This is a genomic window from Vibrio sp. CK2-1 (genome assembly GCF_021726515.1).
Lineage (GTDB): Bacteria > Pseudomonadota > Gammaproteobacteria > Enterobacterales > Vibrionaceae > Vibrio.
Genome location: NZ_JAKKCJ010000004.1, coordinates 33,960 through 50,018 on the forward strand (window position 1 = coordinate 33,960; position 16,059 = coordinate 50,018).

Here is a 16,059-nt window from a genome sequence, read left to right on the forward strand (position 1 = left end):
ATTGTCTGTTTCTTTTTTATTAGCAAGGTTTTAAGCGGTGAGTGTTAAACGACAGGTTTCTTTTCCAAACAGCGGCGGCATAAACAGACATCGTAAGTTTCGGTTATTTGACGCTCTTCTATTTCAAAACACCAGCAAGTCTCTTTCCCTGCAGCGATATCACAAAAAGTATTGTCACCACATTCAGGGCAGGCATGAGTGCTTTTTTCACCACTGAGTTTGGCCATCACTTGCGAGTGAGCGTCATCATCCATTCTGCTCCATTGAAGAATTTCACCCATGGTGCGATGGCATCCAGAGCAGATCCCTGCGTTATTTTTACAAGCTGCAATACATGGTGTTTTCATAATGGGATATCAGTAATGAATGAGTCGAGGGTTTATTGTAACAGAGACTTTAGCATGGCTATAAAATCGCGTCACTCATTCGAATCTATCGAACAAAACCGTCAGCTCGTTGCGGTGTGACTGAGCGCTAGGCTACTTATACTGAGAGATACTAAACAGAACACAGAACAGGAGAGCATGATGGGTAAGTTAGTCGAAGGTGTATGGCACGATGTTTGGTACGACACTGAATCGAGCGGCGGTAAATTTGTCCGTGAAGATGCCGGTTTCCGAAATTGGATTGAAAATAAGCCAGATGCGCCGTTTCAACCAGAATCAGGTCGCTATCACTTGTATGTGTCTCTTGCCTGTCCGTGGGCGCACCGCACCTTAATTATGCGTGAGCTAAAAGGATTAGCCGACCATATTGACGTCACAGTGGTTAGCCCAGATATGCTGGAAAATGGCTGGGAGTTCAGCCAACCTGAGCCGCTATTTGGCTTTACCAAACTTCATCAAATTTATACCCAAGCCAAGCGTGACTACTCAGGTCGCGTGACGGTGCCTACGCTGTGGGATAAGAAAACCAACACCATAGTCAGTAATGAATCTTCAGAAATTCTGCGCATGTTTAATTCGGAGTTTAATGATTTAACGGGTAATACTGATGACTACTACCCGCAAGAGCTTAGATCTGAAATCGATCAATGGAATGAGTTTATCTATCCCAACATTAATAACGGAGTGTATAAAACCGGGTTCGCTACCTCCCAACAAGCGTATGAAGAAGCGTTTGATAGCTTGTTTGCCGCGTTAGATAAGGTGGAGCAGCATCTATCTCAGAGTAAGTATCTTGTTGGTGAGAAAATCACAGAAGCGGATTGGCGTTTGTTTACCACTTTAATTCGCTTTGATGCGGTTTACGTTGGCCATTTCAAATGTAACTTAAAACGCATTGCTGAATATCCCAACCTTTATCGTTATATGAAAGCACTGTATCAAGAGCCTGGCATCAAAGGCACTGTGAGTTTTGAACATATTAAGCGTCATTATTACTTTAGCCAGAAAAGTATTAACCCAACTCAAGTCGTACCTAAAGGACCTGAATTAGATTTAGATAGCTAATTATTATGTAAATGAATAGGCTTCTGAACGGTCGTTCAAAAATAACTTGAACGATCGTTCAGATGTATGTATGGTGAATGGGTAGTACAGAGTCACCCTATAGAAAAGCTTAAATTTTGTATTAATAAGGAAGCTATAATGTCTAATTTCAAAATCCATACTCTTGAATCTGCACCAGAAAAAAGCAAAGCCGTATTAGAAGGTGCTAAAAAGCAAATGGGTCGCATTCCTGGATTATTTGGAGTGATGGCTGAGTCTCCAAATCTGCTACAAGCTTATACTCAACTGCATCAATTGTTTGCAGATAGCTCGTTTGATGCTGAGGAATTAACGGTTGTGTGGCAAACCATCAATGTAGAGCATGAGTGTCACTACTGTGTACCCGCGCATACAGGCATTGCCCATTCAATGAAAGTCGATCCGGCAATCACTGAAGCTTTACGCAACCAGCAACCAATGCCAACAGAGAAACTTCAAGCTCTTCATTTGTTCACATTAAGCATGGTTCGAAATCGAGGTAATGTCTCTGAGCAAGAGCTACAAGACTTTTTTGCCGCTGGGTACACTCAACAACATGTTTTAGACGTGATTCTTGGCTTATCACAAAAAGTGATCAGTAATTATGTAAACCATGTAGCAGAAACACCAGTCGATCCAATGTTTGAACAATTTAAATGGACGAAGAAATAACGCTTTCAAAGATATGGCTTAAGATGTGAATACCAACTGAAAGCCTGTACAATCATGAGAAAGTAAATAAAGCCAAGTGATATGTTATCGCTTGGTTTTTTAGGTATAGCAATGACTAAACAAGCTAAATTTAATCGTGACCAAGTAATTGAAAAAGCGAAAAATCTATATTGGGAAAAGGGCTATCACGCCACCTCTATGAGAAATCTACAAGAGGTTATTGATATGCGTCCGGGCAGTATTTACGCTGCATTTGGCAGTAAAGATAACCTTTTTAAAGAATCGCTTTCGCTTTATGCCAACCAAAATATGGCACTACTGACGGATTGCTTAGCACAAGAAACTACCATTCTACTTGGTTTAAAACGCTTTATTACTCACATCATTATTGCCGATAAAGACCGCGCCCCTAATGGCATGTGTATGATAGTGAAAAGCATTGCGGAATTAACAGAAAGTGACTCTCCCGATCTACTGCATGAAGCAACGACCATTTTATCGCAAATAGAAGCGACATTTTCCGAGCTATTCCAGCAAGCAATCAATAATGGCGAGTTCTCAACGGATAAAACCGCAAATGAATTAGCCCGCTTTTTTCAGGTTCAAATTATTGGCTTAAGAACTTATGCACGAACCGTTAAACAGCAAGATGTGATAGAAAAGCTCATTGATGATTTGTTTGCTGATTTACAGGCGAGTAGATGAAAATAAATAGATGAAACTTTATTAATTCACTTGATATTTATAAGGTTTATTGACTAAATTAAGAGTTCAAAGCAATCAAAGGTATTTGACTATGTTAAAGAGTAAACAAAAAATCATTACATTAACGATGTTAGCATCGGCTTTGGCTCTTTCTGGCTGTGCTTCAAATGATGAAGTGATTGAGCAGCAGAATCAACAAGCGGAGCAACTAAGTTCTCTACAAGCTGACCTACAAGCTCAAAAAGAGTCGAATCAGCAACTAGCAGATAAAGTTGATCAACTGGCGATGGATCAAGATGAAATCAAGCAAGGTATGCAAGACAAGTCGAGCGCTTACGTGATCAAAGAAAATGATACCTTGTATCGCATTGCCAGCGAGCACGATATGACGGTTGATGAGTTACAGCAACTAAACCCAGAGATTAAGAATCCAAAATCGCTATTAATTGGTCAAACGATCAAACTAAAATAACGGATTAAAGTTTTTATAAATTAAAGCTCTAATAAAAAATGGCTGATCAATTGATCAGCCATTTTTGTATCTAGTGCACGTGATATTTATTGTGCCACTAGCCTAGTAAGGTAGTCGAAATAAAGTAACCAATCACAGTCGCTGTCGATACGCCGATAATGCCTGGAATAAAGAAGCTGTGATTCAATACATACTTACCAATCGACGTCGTGCCTGAGCGGTCAAAGGTGATCGCCGCCAGATCTGATGGGTAGAATGGGAAGAAGAAATAAGCATAACAAGCTGGAATAACCCCGATTAAGACTTCCGGTGGAATACCTAACGAGAAACCTAATGGAAACATAATCGTCAGTACCGCGGCTTGGCTTTTTAAGAAAACTGAAGTAGCAAACATGGCAAAAGCAAAGGTCCAAGGATGAACGCTAACAATATCGCTCACCATTTCAATTAGGTAAGGCTTGTGGTGTTCAATGATGGTGTCACTCATCCAAGCAATACCAAAGATGATGATTACCGCAGACATCCCCGCCGTAAACACATTACTTTTAGCGATTTCTTTTGGATCAACTTTAGTGCATAGCAGAATAATCGCGCCGACAGCCAACATTAAGAATTGAATGGCGACCGACATGCCCACACCTTGAGGTAACAGATTCAGGTCTTTACCGAACATCGCAACAAAGACTACCACCGCAATACCCGCTAAGAACACGGTTAAACCTGTTTTGGCTTTTTTTGCATTGGCAATATCATTACCGCCTTCGGCAGTTTCATCAATTAACGCGGCTTTAAAATCTGGGTTTTTGCAGCGTTCGATAAAGGCTTCGTCTTGGTCGAGTTCTTTGCCGCGGAATAGGCTCCAAGTACAACCGGCGAGTAAGCCACAGAAGGTTGCTGGAATGGTGACCATCAACACGTGAACCAGTGAAATGTCCAAATCATTTTTAGCGGCGGTTGCCATCACAACGGCAGCAGCAGCGGCGATTGGACTCGCGGTGATCCCCATTTGCGAAGCAACTGAAGCCATCGCCATTGGACGTTCTGGACGAATACCTTTTTTAATCGAAACATCGTAGATAACGGGTAGAAGAGGGTAAACACTATGACCAGTACCAACAAGAACGGTTAAAAGGTAAGTACAAAATGGCCCTAAAAATACGATTTGATTTGGGTGCTTACGCAGCAATCTTTCTGCAAACTTAACCAGTAATTTTAAACCACCCGTCGCTTCTAATGTTGCTGAAGCCGCAACTACTGCAAGAATAATCAACATAACGCTGATTGGTGGAGACCCCGGCGCAATGCCAAACACAAACGCTAAAATGGAAACGCCTAAGCCGCCTAATAAACCAAAGGCAATACCGCCAAACCGAATCCCTGTGAAAATGACTGCTAACAACAGCAGCATGTGAATATAGAACATACCTGTTACCCCTAAAGTATTATGACTATAGAGAAACTAACATTGTCGATAGTGAGTAATCTTGATCTAGTGCAACTTCAATTGGGTCTAGTGAAACACAGAGAGGATATTGTGATGTTGGTAAAAAATAGTGTGATGTCGGTAAGATAAATATGCGGTATAAAGAGAAGAGCCCTGATTCACCTACGGTAAGGTTATTCAGGGCTAATGATGAAGCTATTTGTATCTATTAACGTATTATATTTATTAGCGTAGTTTCATTGCTTTTTCAGCAAGACGTTTCGCCGCCGCTCGATGTTGAATTAACAAGTCTTCCAGGTCATGCCCAATAACATGGCCATCATGCACTCGCCATTCACCGTTAATCATTACGCGGTCAGCTTGTTGTGCACCACACATAATTAACGCTGCCAGTGGATCGTGTGAGCCAGAGAAACGGATTTCATCTAGGGTAAACATGGAAATGTCCGCTTGTTTACCGACTTCCAGAGTACCGATGTCAGAGCGTCCCATTGCAGCCGCTGAGCCTTTAGTTGCCCAACGTAGTGCGTCAAGGTGCGACACATTGGCAGAGCCATAACGTAAGCGTTGCAAGTACATCGCCATACGTACTTCACCAATCATGTTGGAACCATCGTTAGACGCTGAACCATCAACCCCTAGGCCAACTTTCACGCCTGCTGCTTCTAATTCGTTATTACGACAAATACCAGAGGCGAGCATCATGTTTGAGGTTGGGCAATGACTGATACCAACACCAGCGCTACCGAGGCGTTTGATTTCTTCATCATTAAAGTGAATGCCATGCGCCAGCCAAGTTTTATCATTTAGCCAACCAACACTTTCAAGGTAATCTACCGGACGGTGACCAAAGCGTTGCAAGCAGAACTCTTCTTCATCAATGGTTTCACACAGGTGAGTATGCATCATCACATTTTCTTGATGAGCAATGCGTGAAGTTTCTTTCATTAAATCGGTAGTGACAGAAAATGGCGAGCAAGGCGCTAAAGCAATTTGCATCATCGCACCGTCTTCACGCTGGTGGTATTGGTTAATTAACCTCAAGCTGTCATCAATGATGGTTTGTTCGGTTTGAATAGTATGACGAGGAGGTAGGCCGCCATCGTCTTCCCCTAAGCTCATCGAGCCGCGAGTTAGAATGGCGCGAACGCCGAGTTTTTTGGCGGTTTCAACCTGAATATCAATCGCATGCTCTAAGCCAACCGGAATTAAATAATGGTGATCGGAGGCGGTAGTACAACCAGACATCATCATCTCAACCAGCGCGACTTCAGTAGAAAGGGCATGCATTTCTTCATCAAGACCCGCCCAAACTGGGTAGAGGGTTTTAAGCCAGTTGAATAGTTCTTTGTCTAACGCATCAGGGTAGGCACGAGTTAATGTTTGATAAAAGTGATGGTGGGCATTAATTAAGCCGGGAGTGACAACGTGATTTTTAGCATCCACCACAATATCAATCTTGTGGCTCGGCTCGGCATTTAAAGCGACCAATTCAAGGATGGTGTTTCCACGAACGACAATCCCGCCACGTGCATCTTGCGAGCTGCCAGTATAGATATCGAGCGGATTTTTAATCCAAGTAGTCGTTAGGTTTTGATTCGCTGAATGTTGAGTATTAAGCGTTTGAGACATTCATAATTTTCCTTAGCCATCTCAGCCATTTCAGGGGAGAGGGTCTTATTTTCAGGTTTGTTAATGGTGGTTAATGTTTATTGGTGTTAATAGCTTTAGTTGAAAAAGGCAAAAGCCGAACATGCCGACTTTTACCTTGGTATAGATTTTATTTCATCGCGGTACTTGGGGTGAGCCGAGATTGTGATTCGGATGAGGAAGTCTGTTGATCCGATAAATTATCGTCTTCAGATTGCGCCTCAAGTAGTGTTTGGTTACGTACCATCTCACGTTCAGCAGCAATAGTGGCAATCGCTTTTGAGATGGTTGCTTTTGATTCCATCACTTTAAAGGCAGGTGAATGACATTCTTCATCTTTCGCCATTTCAACGACTTCTTGTTTTTTCATGGCTAATTCTTCTTTGCGGTTTTGCGGTAAAATTTGGTGTAAGATAATCGCAATCAAAGTACCGGTAGTAATGCCTGAGTGGAAGAATTCCGCCATTGCATGAGGTAAATGCTGTATTAAACGAGGCTCAACCGTCACCGCTAAACCAGAGGCTAGGCTGACACAAATGATTAAAGCATTACGTTTAGTATCGGCTGCTTTGATCAGCATACGAATACCGGCATAAGCAATCATGCCGAACATAATGAAACCTACGCCGCCTAGAACGGGCTTTGGAATGGTGACTGCAATCGCTGCTAATTTTGGAAATAAGCCGCCAAGAATTAATAGGCCACCGGTTGTAGCCACAACATAACGACTTGCCACACCTGTAATACCGACAATACCCACGTTTTGGCTAAATGAAGCCAATGGCATACCTGTCATTACTGCAGAAAGCGTACTACCTAGACCATCGCCTAATACGCCACGTTTTAAATCTTTACCGGTTACTTCTTTTTGGCAGTTTGCACCTAGTGCCATAAAGTCACCAGTGGCTTCCGCAACCACGATGATATAAGCCAAGCTCATACTTAAAATCGCGCCCCAAGAAAAAGTCATGCCATATTTAAGCGGGGTCGGGCTGCCTACCCAAGAAGCTTCAGAGACTTGATTTAAGTCGACCATTCCCATGGTTAAAGCGGCAATGTAGCCACCGACTAACCCAATCACAATGGCAGAGGCTGCGATCATACCTTTGCAATACACTGAGACTAGGATAACGATACCAAGTGAGATTAAAGCAAGAAACAGTTTTGGTAAGGTCGCAAATTCTTCACTGCCTTTTGGCGCGTCACCAATCCAGCTCATCGCTACCGGTAGAATAGTTAAACCGATTAAGGTAATTACAACGCCGCTCACCACATCAGGGAAGAGCTTTTTAATTTGCGTCATGAAGAAGCTGGCAAAAATTACTAAGAATGAGCCAACAAAAGCAGCACCCATAATGCCACTCATACCATCTGCTTTACCGATAGAAATCGCCACGCCGAGGAAAGCAAAGCTGGAACCCATCACAACTGGCAATCGAATCCCCACAGGGCCAAGACCGACACATTGAACAATAGTGGCAATACCACCTACGAGTAACGCAGCGTTAATTAGGTCAGCAATTTCAGCAGCGGGTAAGCCGACAGATGCGCCGACAATAAGAGGTACCGCAACGATCCCCCCGATCGATGCCAGCATGTGTTGTAAGGCCAGTAGTAATGTTGTGCCAACAGGTGGGCGTTGGTTAAGCGTATATGTAAGCTTCATGACATTTCCTTAGTGTCTATTCCACTAGATTCTTATAGGTAGTATGGGTCTACCTTCCTAACGTCGAATTAGCAGTTCTTGTTATATACCCAAATCATGTGGGTAGTTATATTTCTGCATCCATGTATGTATAGGTGTGCTTTAACATTAATGCAACAATATTGAATACAATCAATTTTGTAAATTAGCGGTGTTAATTTCTGCAAGCTAGGTCTAACTGGCAAGTTTTGTGCCAAAAAGTAAATAGAGTAAATTGAGAGGGAATTCAGCAGATTAAAATAAGTAAGTGATTGTAATTAAAGGAGGCGTGGATCATGAAAGTGCAGGTGTTGTTATAAATTAGTGCAAATTTATTTTAGTCATATTGTGTACAATGTATCGACTTTATTGTTTTTAATGTGATGGTTAATGTGTTTTTTCTATTACTAGAATGTGAAGTGGGGCAGATTTTTAGGCGAAAAAAAACCAACTACGAGAGTTGGTTTTTTATGTCTTTTTTATAATAAAAAGAAAAATAATGGTGGAGGGGGACGGATTCGAACCATCGAAGGCGGAGCCGGCAGATTTACAGTCTGCTCCCTTTGGCCACTCGGGAACCCCTCCACAAATTGTGTTGTTCTTTATCAATACGAATGACCTGACATCGTATCTAGAACGTCTTGCTGATGTTAAAAGGAATAACATGAACAAGTGAATAATGGTGGAGGGGGACGGATTCGAACCATCGAAGGCGGAGCCGGCAGATTTACAGTCTGCTCCCTTTGGCCACTCGGGAACCCCTCCACAAATTGTGTTTGCTCTTTAACAATACGAATGACCTGACATCGTATCTAGAACGTCTTGCTGATGTTAAAAGGAATAACATGAACAAGTTGAATAATGGTGGAGGGGGACGGATTCGAACCATCGAAGGCGGAGCCGGCAGATTTACAGTCTGCTCCCTTTGGCCACTCGGGAACCCCTCCACAAATTGTGTTTGTTCTTTAACAATACGAATGACCTGACATCGTACCTAGAACGTCTTGCTCGTGTTAAAAAGAATAACACCAACAAGTTAAATAATGGTGGAGGGGGACGGATTCGAACCATCGAAGGCGGAGCCGGCAGATTTACAGTCTGCTCCCTTTGGCCACTCGGGAACCCCTCCACAAGTGTGGGGCGCATAATAGCAAACTGTTTTAGGCTGTAAAGAAGTTTTTTTAAATAATTGATTAAGTGTTGAGTTTTCGAACTGATTGGGCTTTGAGTGGCATTTTATTGAGCAAAATGAGTAAGATTTAGCTGAAATTAGCCGTCTTGAGAGCAAGCATTTTTTACTCTAAAGATAAGCATATTTACATTGTTTTACGCTCAACCTATCTTTCTGCTGATAGAATAAAGCTTGTACCTTGAGCCTATTTAGGCATTTAAACGGAATTACTCATGGATAAAAAATCACTATCTTCATATGGTATCGCTTTTTCTCTCTTTATTGCCACTTCTCATATTGCGAATGCTAATGATAAACCAGCGGGGATCCCTGTTGGCGCTCAAATCGTTCAAGAACACGATGTTCAGCAAACCCTAACCTTAGTTGCCAAATTATCAGCGCAAGAATCGGTCACCATTAGGCCGGAAGTCTCGGGCAAGGTAGAAAAGATCTTGGTGAGTTCAAACCAAGAAGTAAAAGTGAATCATCCACTTCTTATACTCGATGAAAAAAAAGCTCGCGCCGCACTTAACGAAGCACGAGCTTATTATAATGATGAAAAACGTAAAGAAAGAGAGTTCGCCAGTTTGGTGAAAAAGAATGCGATTACTCAAACTGAATTAGATGCTCAACGTGCCAGTGTCGATATTGCCAAAGCTCGTATGGACGTCGCACTAGCGGAACTGTCTTACCTTAATATCAACGCACCATTTTCCGGCACCGTTGGCTTTATTGATTTCAGTAAAGGTAAAACCGTTAGCGCCAGTGAAGAGCTATTTACGCTAGATAATTTAGACAACATGCGTTTGGATTTACAAGTACCAGAAAAGTACCTTTCAAAAATAACCTTGGGCATGGAAGTGAATACCGAAAGCCGAGCGTGGAGTGAACAAGCCTTCCCAGGGAAAGTCACTCATATCAACACTCGTGTAAATATCGCCACTTTGAGTGTTCCGGTGCGTGTTGATATTGCAAACCCTGATCATAAATTAAAGCCGGGCATGCTGATGTCGGCCACTTTAACTTTCCCTAAAATTCATAAACCGATCATTCCGGTACAGGCGCTAGAATATTCGGGTACTAAGCGTTACGTGTATGTGATTGAAAATGACAAAGTTACCCGTACCGAAATTATTTTAGGCTCACGTATAGAAGATAAGATTGTAGTGGAATCTGGCCTTGATATAGGTAAGCAAATCGTCACCAAAGGTCTGGTTAATATGCGCGATGGCTTAAATGTCAAAGTAGTCGAGCAAGATTCACTCACAATGCCAAAGTCAGATAACCAAGGAGCGCAATAATGTGGTTATCTGATGTGTCGGTAAAGCGGCCAACGGTTGCGATTGTTTTAAGTTTATTACTGTGCGTGTTTGGTTATGTGTCTTTTACTAAGCTCGCCGTTCGTGAAATGCCCGATATTTCGAATCCTGTCGTTACGGTATCGACCAATTATGACGGCGCTTCCGCCAGCATAATGGAAAGCCAGATCACCACAATATTAGAAGATCAGCTTTCTGGTATAAGTGGCGTCGATGATATTCAGTCGGTTTCCCGTAATGGTAGTTCACGCATTACCATTACCTTTGATTTAGGCTATGACCTTACGACAGGTGTGAGTGATGTCCGTGATGCGATTGCCCGTGCGCAACGTTCTCTGCCAGATGAATCCGACGATCCTATCGTATCTAAAGATAATGGTTCTGGTGATGCGGCGGTGCATATCAATCTCACTTCAACCAAAATGGATCGTACTCAATTAACCGATTACATTAACCGCGTTCTGATTGACCGCTTTAGTTTGATTTCTGGTGTCAGTTCAATTGATATCAGTGGTGGCTTAGACAAAGTTATGTACGTAAAACTTGATCCAACTGCGATGGCTGGACTAGGGGTGACGACGACCGATATTCGCGATGCGCTAGAACGTGAAAACGTCGAAAATCCAAGTGGTGAAGTGCGTAATGACACCACATCGATGACAGTTCGCACGACCCGCAACTACTTAACCGAAGAAGACTTTAAATATCTAGTCGTCAATAAAAGTAGCGATGGGCATCCGCTTTATCTGCAAGATGTTGCGACGATTTACTTAGGTGCAAAAAACGAAAGTTCGATGTACAAGAGTGACGGCGAAGTAGGTGTCAGCATGGGCATCATTACTCAAACCGATGCCAATCCACTTGACGTTGCTCAGCGAGTACGTACAGAAGTCGATAACGTACAGAAGTTTTTACCAGATGGCACCTCATTAAAAATAGAGTATGACGCAACGATCTTTATCGAGCAGTCGATTAGTGAAGTCTACAACACGCTATTTATCACTGGCGGTTTAGTGGTGCTAGTGCTGTATATTTTCCTTGGTCAAATGCGCGCAACGTTAATTCCTGCGGTGACGGTTCCAGTGTCACTTATTTCTGCCTTTATGGCGGCTTATTATTTTGGTTTCTCGGTTAACTTAATTACCTTATTGGCGTTAATTCTTGCGATTGGCTTAGTGGTCGATGATGCGATTGTGGTTGTGGAAAATATCTTCCATCACCTTGAGCGAGGCGAGCCACCACTACTTGCCGCTTATAAAGGCGCGCGAGAAGTGGGTTTTGCCGTTATGGCGACTACCTTGGTATTGGTGATGGTCTTCCTACCTATTTCCTTTATGGATGGCATGGTAGGCCTGCTATTTACCGAGTTCTCCGTATTACTTGCTATGTCGGTGCTTTTCTCATCGTTAATCGCGTTAACTTTAACACCCGTACTAGGCAGTAAATTACTCAAAGCTAACGTAAAGCCGAATCGTTTTAATCTTTGTATTGATAAATTCTTTGCCCGTATTGAAACGGCTTATCGCAATGGGCTCGTACGTGCGATTCGTTTTCGTTGGTCAGCACCAGTGAGTATTATTGCTTGTATCGTGATGAGTGGATGGTTGATGACCATGATCCCTAGCCAATTAGCGCCCAAAGAAGATAAAGGTGTGCTATTTGCGTTTGTAAAAGGGGCGGATGCTACCAGTTTTAACCGCATGAGTGCCAACATGGATGAAGTGGAAAATCGCCTTATTCCATTACTTGGTAAAGGCGTGTTGAAATCATTCAGCGTGGATGCACCCGCCTTTGGTGGCCGAGCAGGTGATGAAACTGGCTTTGTGATCATGGTGCTAGAAGATTGGGATAAACGAAGCGTCAATGCACAGCAAGCCTTGGGTATGATCAGCAAAACGTTATCTGGCATTCCCGATGTTCGAGTACGCGCGATGATGCCGGGTTTCCGTGGCGGTTCTGATAACCCCGTGCAATTTGTGCTCGGTGGTTCAGACTACCAAGAGCTTTCGAAATGGGCTGAATTCTTGCAGCACAAAGGCGAAGAAGAAGGTGTGATCACGGGTGGAGATTTAGATTATTCTGAAAAAACACCAGAGTTGGTCGTGACGGTTGATAAGCAACGCGCAGCCGATTTAGGTATAAGTGTGAGCGATATTTCCGACACACTGGAAGCTATGCTCGGTGGCGTGACGGAAACCACCTATTTAGAGCGTGGTGAAGAATACGATGTGTATTTACGTGGTGATGAAAACAGCTTTAATAACGCCGCAGATCTTAGCAAAATTTATTTACGTACTGATGGCGGAGAGCTCATTACACTCGACACAGTAACCAAGCTGGAAGAGATTGCTTCAGCCAACCGCTTGTCGCATACCAATAAACAAAAATCGATTACTTTGAGTGCGAACTTAACGCCAGATTACACACTAGGTGAAGTGCTTGATTATCTTGACCAGCAAGCGGTTGATAACTTGCCGAGTGATATTAGCATTTCCTATAGCGGTGAATCGAAAGACTTTAAAGAGAACCAATCAAGCGTGATGGTGGTTTTTGCCTTGGCTTTATTGGTGGCTTATCTTGTTTTGGCTGCGCAGTTTGAAAGCTTTATTAACCCACTAGTTGTGATGTTTACCGTGCCAATGGGCGTACTAGGCGGTTTTATTGGTCTGTATTTAATGGGGCAAGGGCTCAATATCTACAGCCAAATTGGGATGATATTGCTGATTGGTATGGTAACTAAAAACGGCATATTGATTGTTGAGTTTGCAAACCAACTACGTGACCGTGGCATTGAATTTGAAAAAGCGATCATTGATGCGGCAGCACGTCGTCTGCGCCCAATCTTAATGACGGCATTTACTACCATAGCGGGATCATTGCCGCTGATGCTATCTACCGGTGCTGGCTATGAAAGCCGAGTAGCAGTAGGTACAGTAGTGCTATTTGGAATGAGTTTTGCCACATTAGTGACCTTGTTTGTGATTCCACAGATGTATCGTTTAATTTCGTTGAAGACCCATTCACCGGGGCATATAGAAGCCTTGTTGGATAAAGAGTTGGAGAGGGATGTCACGACTCGCCCTGGGCATGGGTAGAATCGTTACTCGTATGCGCTTCGCTATGTTTCTCGTGACTCGGCTTTGTTGGAGTAACTTCTTCGAACTACGGACAGCGTGGTGTCCGAGAGGTGAGATTTGAATAGCGTTACTCGTATACGCTTCGCTACGTGTCTCGTGACTCGGCTTTGTTGGGGTAACTTCTTCGAACTACGGACAACGTGGTGTCCGAGAGGTGAGATTAGAAAATAACATTACTTGTATCCGTTTCACTGTGTGTTTAGTGGTTCGGCTTTGTCGCGTTAACCTATTCTAGCCACGAGCAGCGTAGCGCCCGAGCAACGAGATTCGAAACCCAATAAAAAACGCTGCACTTTCGTTAGAAGACGAAAGTGCAGCGTTCCATTATCTTTTCCAATCACGATCTACGCTTTAAAACGTACGACCTAGGCTAATTTGTACGCCTTTATAATCGTAATCATCATTGTCGTATAGATCTCCCATGGTTAGGGCATAAACATATTCAGCACGGAAGAAGTAGTCGGAATTCATTAAGTCCCACTGTAGACCACCTGAAATATTTAAACCGCCCACACCATCTTCGTCATCGACGTCAAAGTTATCAGCTTTAAATTTAGAATAGGTATAAGTACCAGTCAGTTTTGCATATAGCTCAAAAGGAGTTTTCCAAATTCTACCTGTCGTCGCTAATCCAGATAGAGCAAATTGATGAGTATCTAAATTTGCCATGCTGTCATCTGCAAACTCACCTTCAGTTCGTGAGTAGCGGTAGAAACCTTCAACAGCGAAGTGTTTTGAATAATAGTGACCAACACCAATCGTAAGGTTTGGGTTCTCGTAGATTTCAGAATCCTTAAACTTGAGCGTGCCAGCGCCAGTAACATTTACTGGATCTGAAGAAACTCCAACCGCACCTGTACCTAAGTAAAAGTAATCCTTACCAGTAACATCTGATGCTGCATGAGCAGAAACAGACAATATAGCTAAAGGCGCAAGCGCAAATAAGCGTAGGGACTTCATAATTAACCTTTTCAATCTGGTTGATAATATTTCATTATCGAAAATGATAGCGGGGGCATTACGCCGCAAATTGCCAGCATTATAGTCAAAAAATTAGCGTAATACTTGAGCTAATCCCTATATTTTGTGATTAATTTTCTTAAGTATATCAACCATCAATCTTAGTTTGAAAATATGTCGAAATACTTATAAGTGGGTAATGGTTTTTAACGTTTCTTTAAACGGAGTGAGATCGGCAATATTTTTTTCTAGCCACTCAGAATTATAGTGACAGTTTAAATAGCGATCACCACTGTCACAAATTAAGGTGACGATTGAACCCGTTTCGCCGCGTTGGATCATTTCATGGGCAATATTTAAAGCGCCATATAAATTGGTACCCGTCGATGGGCCCACTTTGCGGCCAAGGATGTTCTCTAACCATTGAATCGTAGCAACGCTGGCAGCATCTGGAATAGTGCGCATTTCATCGATCACGCCAGGAATAAAGCTCGGCTCTACGCGTGGGCGACCAATACCTTCAATCTTACTGCCTGAATCAATCGTAATAGAGGCATCACCATGTTTGAAAAAGTCATGGAAAACCGAATTTTCAGGATCAACTACACACAGTTGAGTAGGGTGTTTTTTATAACGTAAAAAACGGCCAATGGTTGCAGATGTACCGCCCGTTCCTGCACTCATGACGATCCAAGAGGGAATCGGGTGAGGTTCACGGCTCATTTGGCAAAAGATGCTGTCGGCAATGTTGTTGTTTCCACGCCAGTCGGTCGCGCGCTCAGCATAGGTAAACTGATCCATGTAATGGCCATTTAATTCTTCTGCTAAACGACGAGATTCAGCATAGATTTGATCTGATCGTTCTACTAGGTGAGCTTCACCACCATAAAATTGGATTTGTTCGATTTTTTTAGTCGCGGTTGATTTTGGCATCACGGCAATAAAACGTAAGCCTAGTAGGCGAGCAAAGTAAGCTTCCGATACCGCAGTACTACCCGAAGACGACTCAATCACGGTCGTTTCAGGGCCAATCCAACCATTCGATAAAGCATATAAGAATAATGAACGTGCCAAACGATGCTTGAGAGAGCCAGTCGGATGGGTACTTTCATCTTTAAGATAAATATCAATGCCTGATAAATATGGCAGATCCAATTTTATTAAATGCGTATCGGCTGAGCGTTGAAAGTCCGCTTCGATTTTATTGATCGCTTGGTTAATCCATTGTCTATCTATGCACATAATATTAATCCTAATTGTTACTCGGTATCTAATGTAGGTAATTTACCTCTTAAACAAGAGAAAAGATTTGCTTTATTGGTTGTTATTTTCTTATATTGTAGAAATAAATTCCCCATTTGGTAGGTTTTAAGAAA

General features: G+C 42.6%; 12 protein-coding genes and 4 tRNA genes. 6 read left to right on the forward strand and 10 right to left on the reverse strand.

Going from position 1 to position 16,059, the window contains the following annotated elements:
• Window positions 1–44: 44 nt before the first annotated feature.
• Complete coding sequence (locus L3V25_RS11200; RefSeq protein ID WP_237295433.1) at window positions 45–347, reverse strand: cysteine-rich CWC family protein; 303 nt, start codon at window positions 345–347, stop codon at window positions 45–47.
• A gap of 180 nt (window positions 348–527) precedes the next feature.
• Here L3V25_RS11200 and L3V25_RS11205 point away from each other — a divergent pair, with 180 nt between their 5' ends.
• The 4 genes from L3V25_RS11205 to L3V25_RS11220 all read left to right on the forward strand — a co-directional run bounded on the left by L3V25_RS11205 (window position 528) and on the right by L3V25_RS11220 (window position 3,318).
• On the forward strand, window positions 528–1,451 hold the full coding sequence (locus L3V25_RS11205; RefSeq protein WP_237295961.1) for a glutathione S-transferase family protein: 924 nt from the start codon (window positions 528–530) through the stop codon (window positions 1,449–1,451).
• A 138-nt stretch (window positions 1,452–1,589) separates the two neighbouring features.
• Window positions 1,590–2,141: a carboxymuconolactone decarboxylase family protein gene (locus tag L3V25_RS11210; RefSeq protein ID WP_237295434.1), complete on the forward strand. Its 552-nt coding sequence runs from the start codon at window positions 1,590–1,592 to the stop codon at window positions 2,139–2,141.
• A gap of 111 nt (window positions 2,142–2,252) precedes the next feature.
• Window positions 2,253–2,846, forward strand: coding sequence for a TetR/AcrR family transcriptional regulator (locus tag L3V25_RS11215; RefSeq protein ID WP_237295435.1), 594 nt, complete (start codon window positions 2,253–2,255; stop codon window positions 2,844–2,846).
• 91 nt (window positions 2,847–2,937) lie between these two features.
• Window positions 2,938–3,318 carry a LysM peptidoglycan-binding domain-containing protein gene (locus L3V25_RS11220; RefSeq protein WP_237295436.1) on the forward strand — a complete coding sequence of 127 codons (381 nt, stop codon included), beginning with the start codon at window positions 2,938–2,940 and terminating at the stop codon, window positions 3,316–3,318.
• A gap of 97 nt (window positions 3,319–3,415) precedes the next feature.
• On the opposite strand, the gene L3V25_RS11225 is transcribed toward L3V25_RS11220, so the two are convergent.
• The 7 genes from L3V25_RS11225 to L3V25_RS11255 all read right to left on the reverse strand — a co-directional run bounded on the left by L3V25_RS11225 (window position 3,416) and on the right by L3V25_RS11255 (window position 9,225).
• Window positions 3,416–4,741, reverse strand: a complete 1,326-nt coding sequence (locus L3V25_RS11225; protein WP_237295437.1) for an anaerobic C4-dicarboxylate transporter — start codon at window positions 4,739–4,741, stop codon at window positions 3,416–3,418.
• A 246-nt stretch (window positions 4,742–4,987) separates the two neighbouring features.
• Entirely contained in the window at window positions 4,988–6,394 is a 1,407-nt protein-coding gene (locus L3V25_RS11230) for an 8-oxoguanine deaminase (RefSeq protein WP_237295438.1), read from the reverse strand.
• Between the two features lie 148 nt (window positions 6,395–6,542).
• Window positions 6,543–8,078, reverse strand: coding sequence for a nucleobase:cation symporter-2 family protein (locus L3V25_RS11235; RefSeq protein ID WP_237295439.1), 1,536 nt, complete (start codon window positions 8,076–8,078; stop codon window positions 6,543–6,545).
• Window positions 8,079–8,596: 518 nt separating this feature from the next.
• Window positions 8,597–8,681, reverse strand: a tRNA-Tyr gene (locus L3V25_RS11240).
• Between the two features lie 95 nt (window positions 8,682–8,776).
• Window positions 8,777–8,861: transfer RNA gene (locus tag L3V25_RS11245), tRNA-Tyr, on the reverse strand.
• Window positions 8,862–8,958: 97 nt separating this feature from the next.
• Window positions 8,959–9,043, reverse strand: a tRNA-Tyr gene (locus tag L3V25_RS11250).
• Between the two features lie 97 nt (window positions 9,044–9,140).
• Window positions 9,141–9,225 (reverse strand) — tRNA-Tyr (locus L3V25_RS11255).
• A 275-nt stretch (window positions 9,226–9,500) separates the two neighbouring features.
• On the opposite strand from L3V25_RS11255, the gene L3V25_RS11260 reads away from it, so the two are divergent.
• Together L3V25_RS11260 and L3V25_RS11265 are read left to right on the forward strand one after the other, a co-directional pair.
• Window positions 9,501–10,568, forward strand: a complete 1,068-nt coding sequence (locus tag L3V25_RS11260; protein WP_237295440.1) for an efflux RND transporter periplasmic adaptor subunit — start codon at window positions 9,501–9,503, stop codon at window positions 10,566–10,568.
• Window positions 10,568–13,681, forward strand: coding sequence for a multidrug efflux RND transporter permease subunit (locus L3V25_RS11265; protein ID WP_237295441.1), 3,114 nt, complete (start codon window positions 10,568–10,570; stop codon window positions 13,679–13,681). The genes L3V25_RS11260 and L3V25_RS11265 overlap by 1 nt, the downstream gene beginning before the upstream one ends.
• 393 nt (window positions 13,682–14,074) lie before the next feature.
• On the opposite strand, the gene L3V25_RS11270 is transcribed toward L3V25_RS11265, so the two are convergent.
• Both L3V25_RS11270 and L3V25_RS11275 read right to left on the reverse strand, forming a co-directional pair.
• Complete coding sequence (locus L3V25_RS11270; protein WP_237295442.1) at window positions 14,075–14,683, reverse strand: outer membrane beta-barrel protein; 609 nt, start codon at window positions 14,681–14,683, stop codon at window positions 14,075–14,077.
• A gap of 186 nt (window positions 14,684–14,869) precedes the next feature.
• Window positions 14,870–15,925: a PLP-dependent cysteine synthase family protein gene (locus tag L3V25_RS11275; protein WP_237295443.1), complete on the reverse strand. Its 1,056-nt coding sequence runs from the start codon at window positions 15,923–15,925 to the stop codon at window positions 14,870–14,872.
• Window positions 15,926–16,059: the final 134 nt, after the last annotated feature.

Excerpts from the sequence above, each read along its gene's own strand:
- L3V25_RS11265 (WP_237295441.1), top strand. The coding sequence starts at position 10,568 with ATGTGGTTATCTGATGTGTCGGTAAAGCGGCCAACGGTTGCGATTGTT.
- L3V25_RS11215 (WP_237295435.1), top strand. The coding sequence starts at position 2,253 with ATGACTAAACAAGCTAAATTTAATCGTGACCAAGTAATTGAAAAAGCG.
- L3V25_RS11210 (WP_237295434.1), top strand. The coding sequence starts at position 1,590 with ATGTCTAATTTCAAAATCCATACTCTTGAATCTGCACCAGAAAAAAGC.
- L3V25_RS11200 (WP_237295433.1), bottom strand. The coding sequence starts at position 347 with ATGAAAACACCATGTATTGCAGCTTGTAAAAATAACGCAGGGATCTGC.
- L3V25_RS11230 (WP_237295438.1), bottom strand. The coding sequence starts at position 6,394 with ATGTCTCAAACGCTTAATACTCAACATTCAGCGAATCAAAACCTAACG.
- L3V25_RS11205 (WP_237295961.1), top strand. The coding sequence starts at position 528 with ATGGGTAAGTTAGTCGAAGGTGTATGGCACGATGTTTGGTACGACACT.
- L3V25_RS11270 (WP_237295442.1), bottom strand. The coding sequence starts at position 14,683 with ATGAAGTCCCTACGCTTATTTGCGCTTGCGCCTTTAGCTATATTGTCT.
- L3V25_RS11220 (WP_237295436.1), top strand. The coding sequence starts at position 2,938 with ATGTTAAAGAGTAAACAAAAAATCATTACATTAACGATGTTAGCATCG.
- L3V25_RS11260 (WP_237295440.1), top strand. The coding sequence starts at position 9,501 with ATGGATAAAAAATCACTATCTTCATATGGTATCGCTTTTTCTCTCTTT.
- L3V25_RS11235 (WP_237295439.1), bottom strand. The coding sequence starts at position 8,078 with ATGAAGCTTACATATACGCTTAACCAACGCCCACCTGTTGGCACAACA.
- L3V25_RS11275 (WP_237295443.1), bottom strand. The coding sequence starts at position 15,925 with ATGTGCATAGATAGACAATGGATTAACCAAGCGATCAATAAAATCGAA.
- L3V25_RS11225 (WP_237295437.1), bottom strand. The coding sequence starts at position 4,741 with ATGTTCTATATTCACATGCTGCTGTTGTTAGCAGTCATTTTCACAGGG.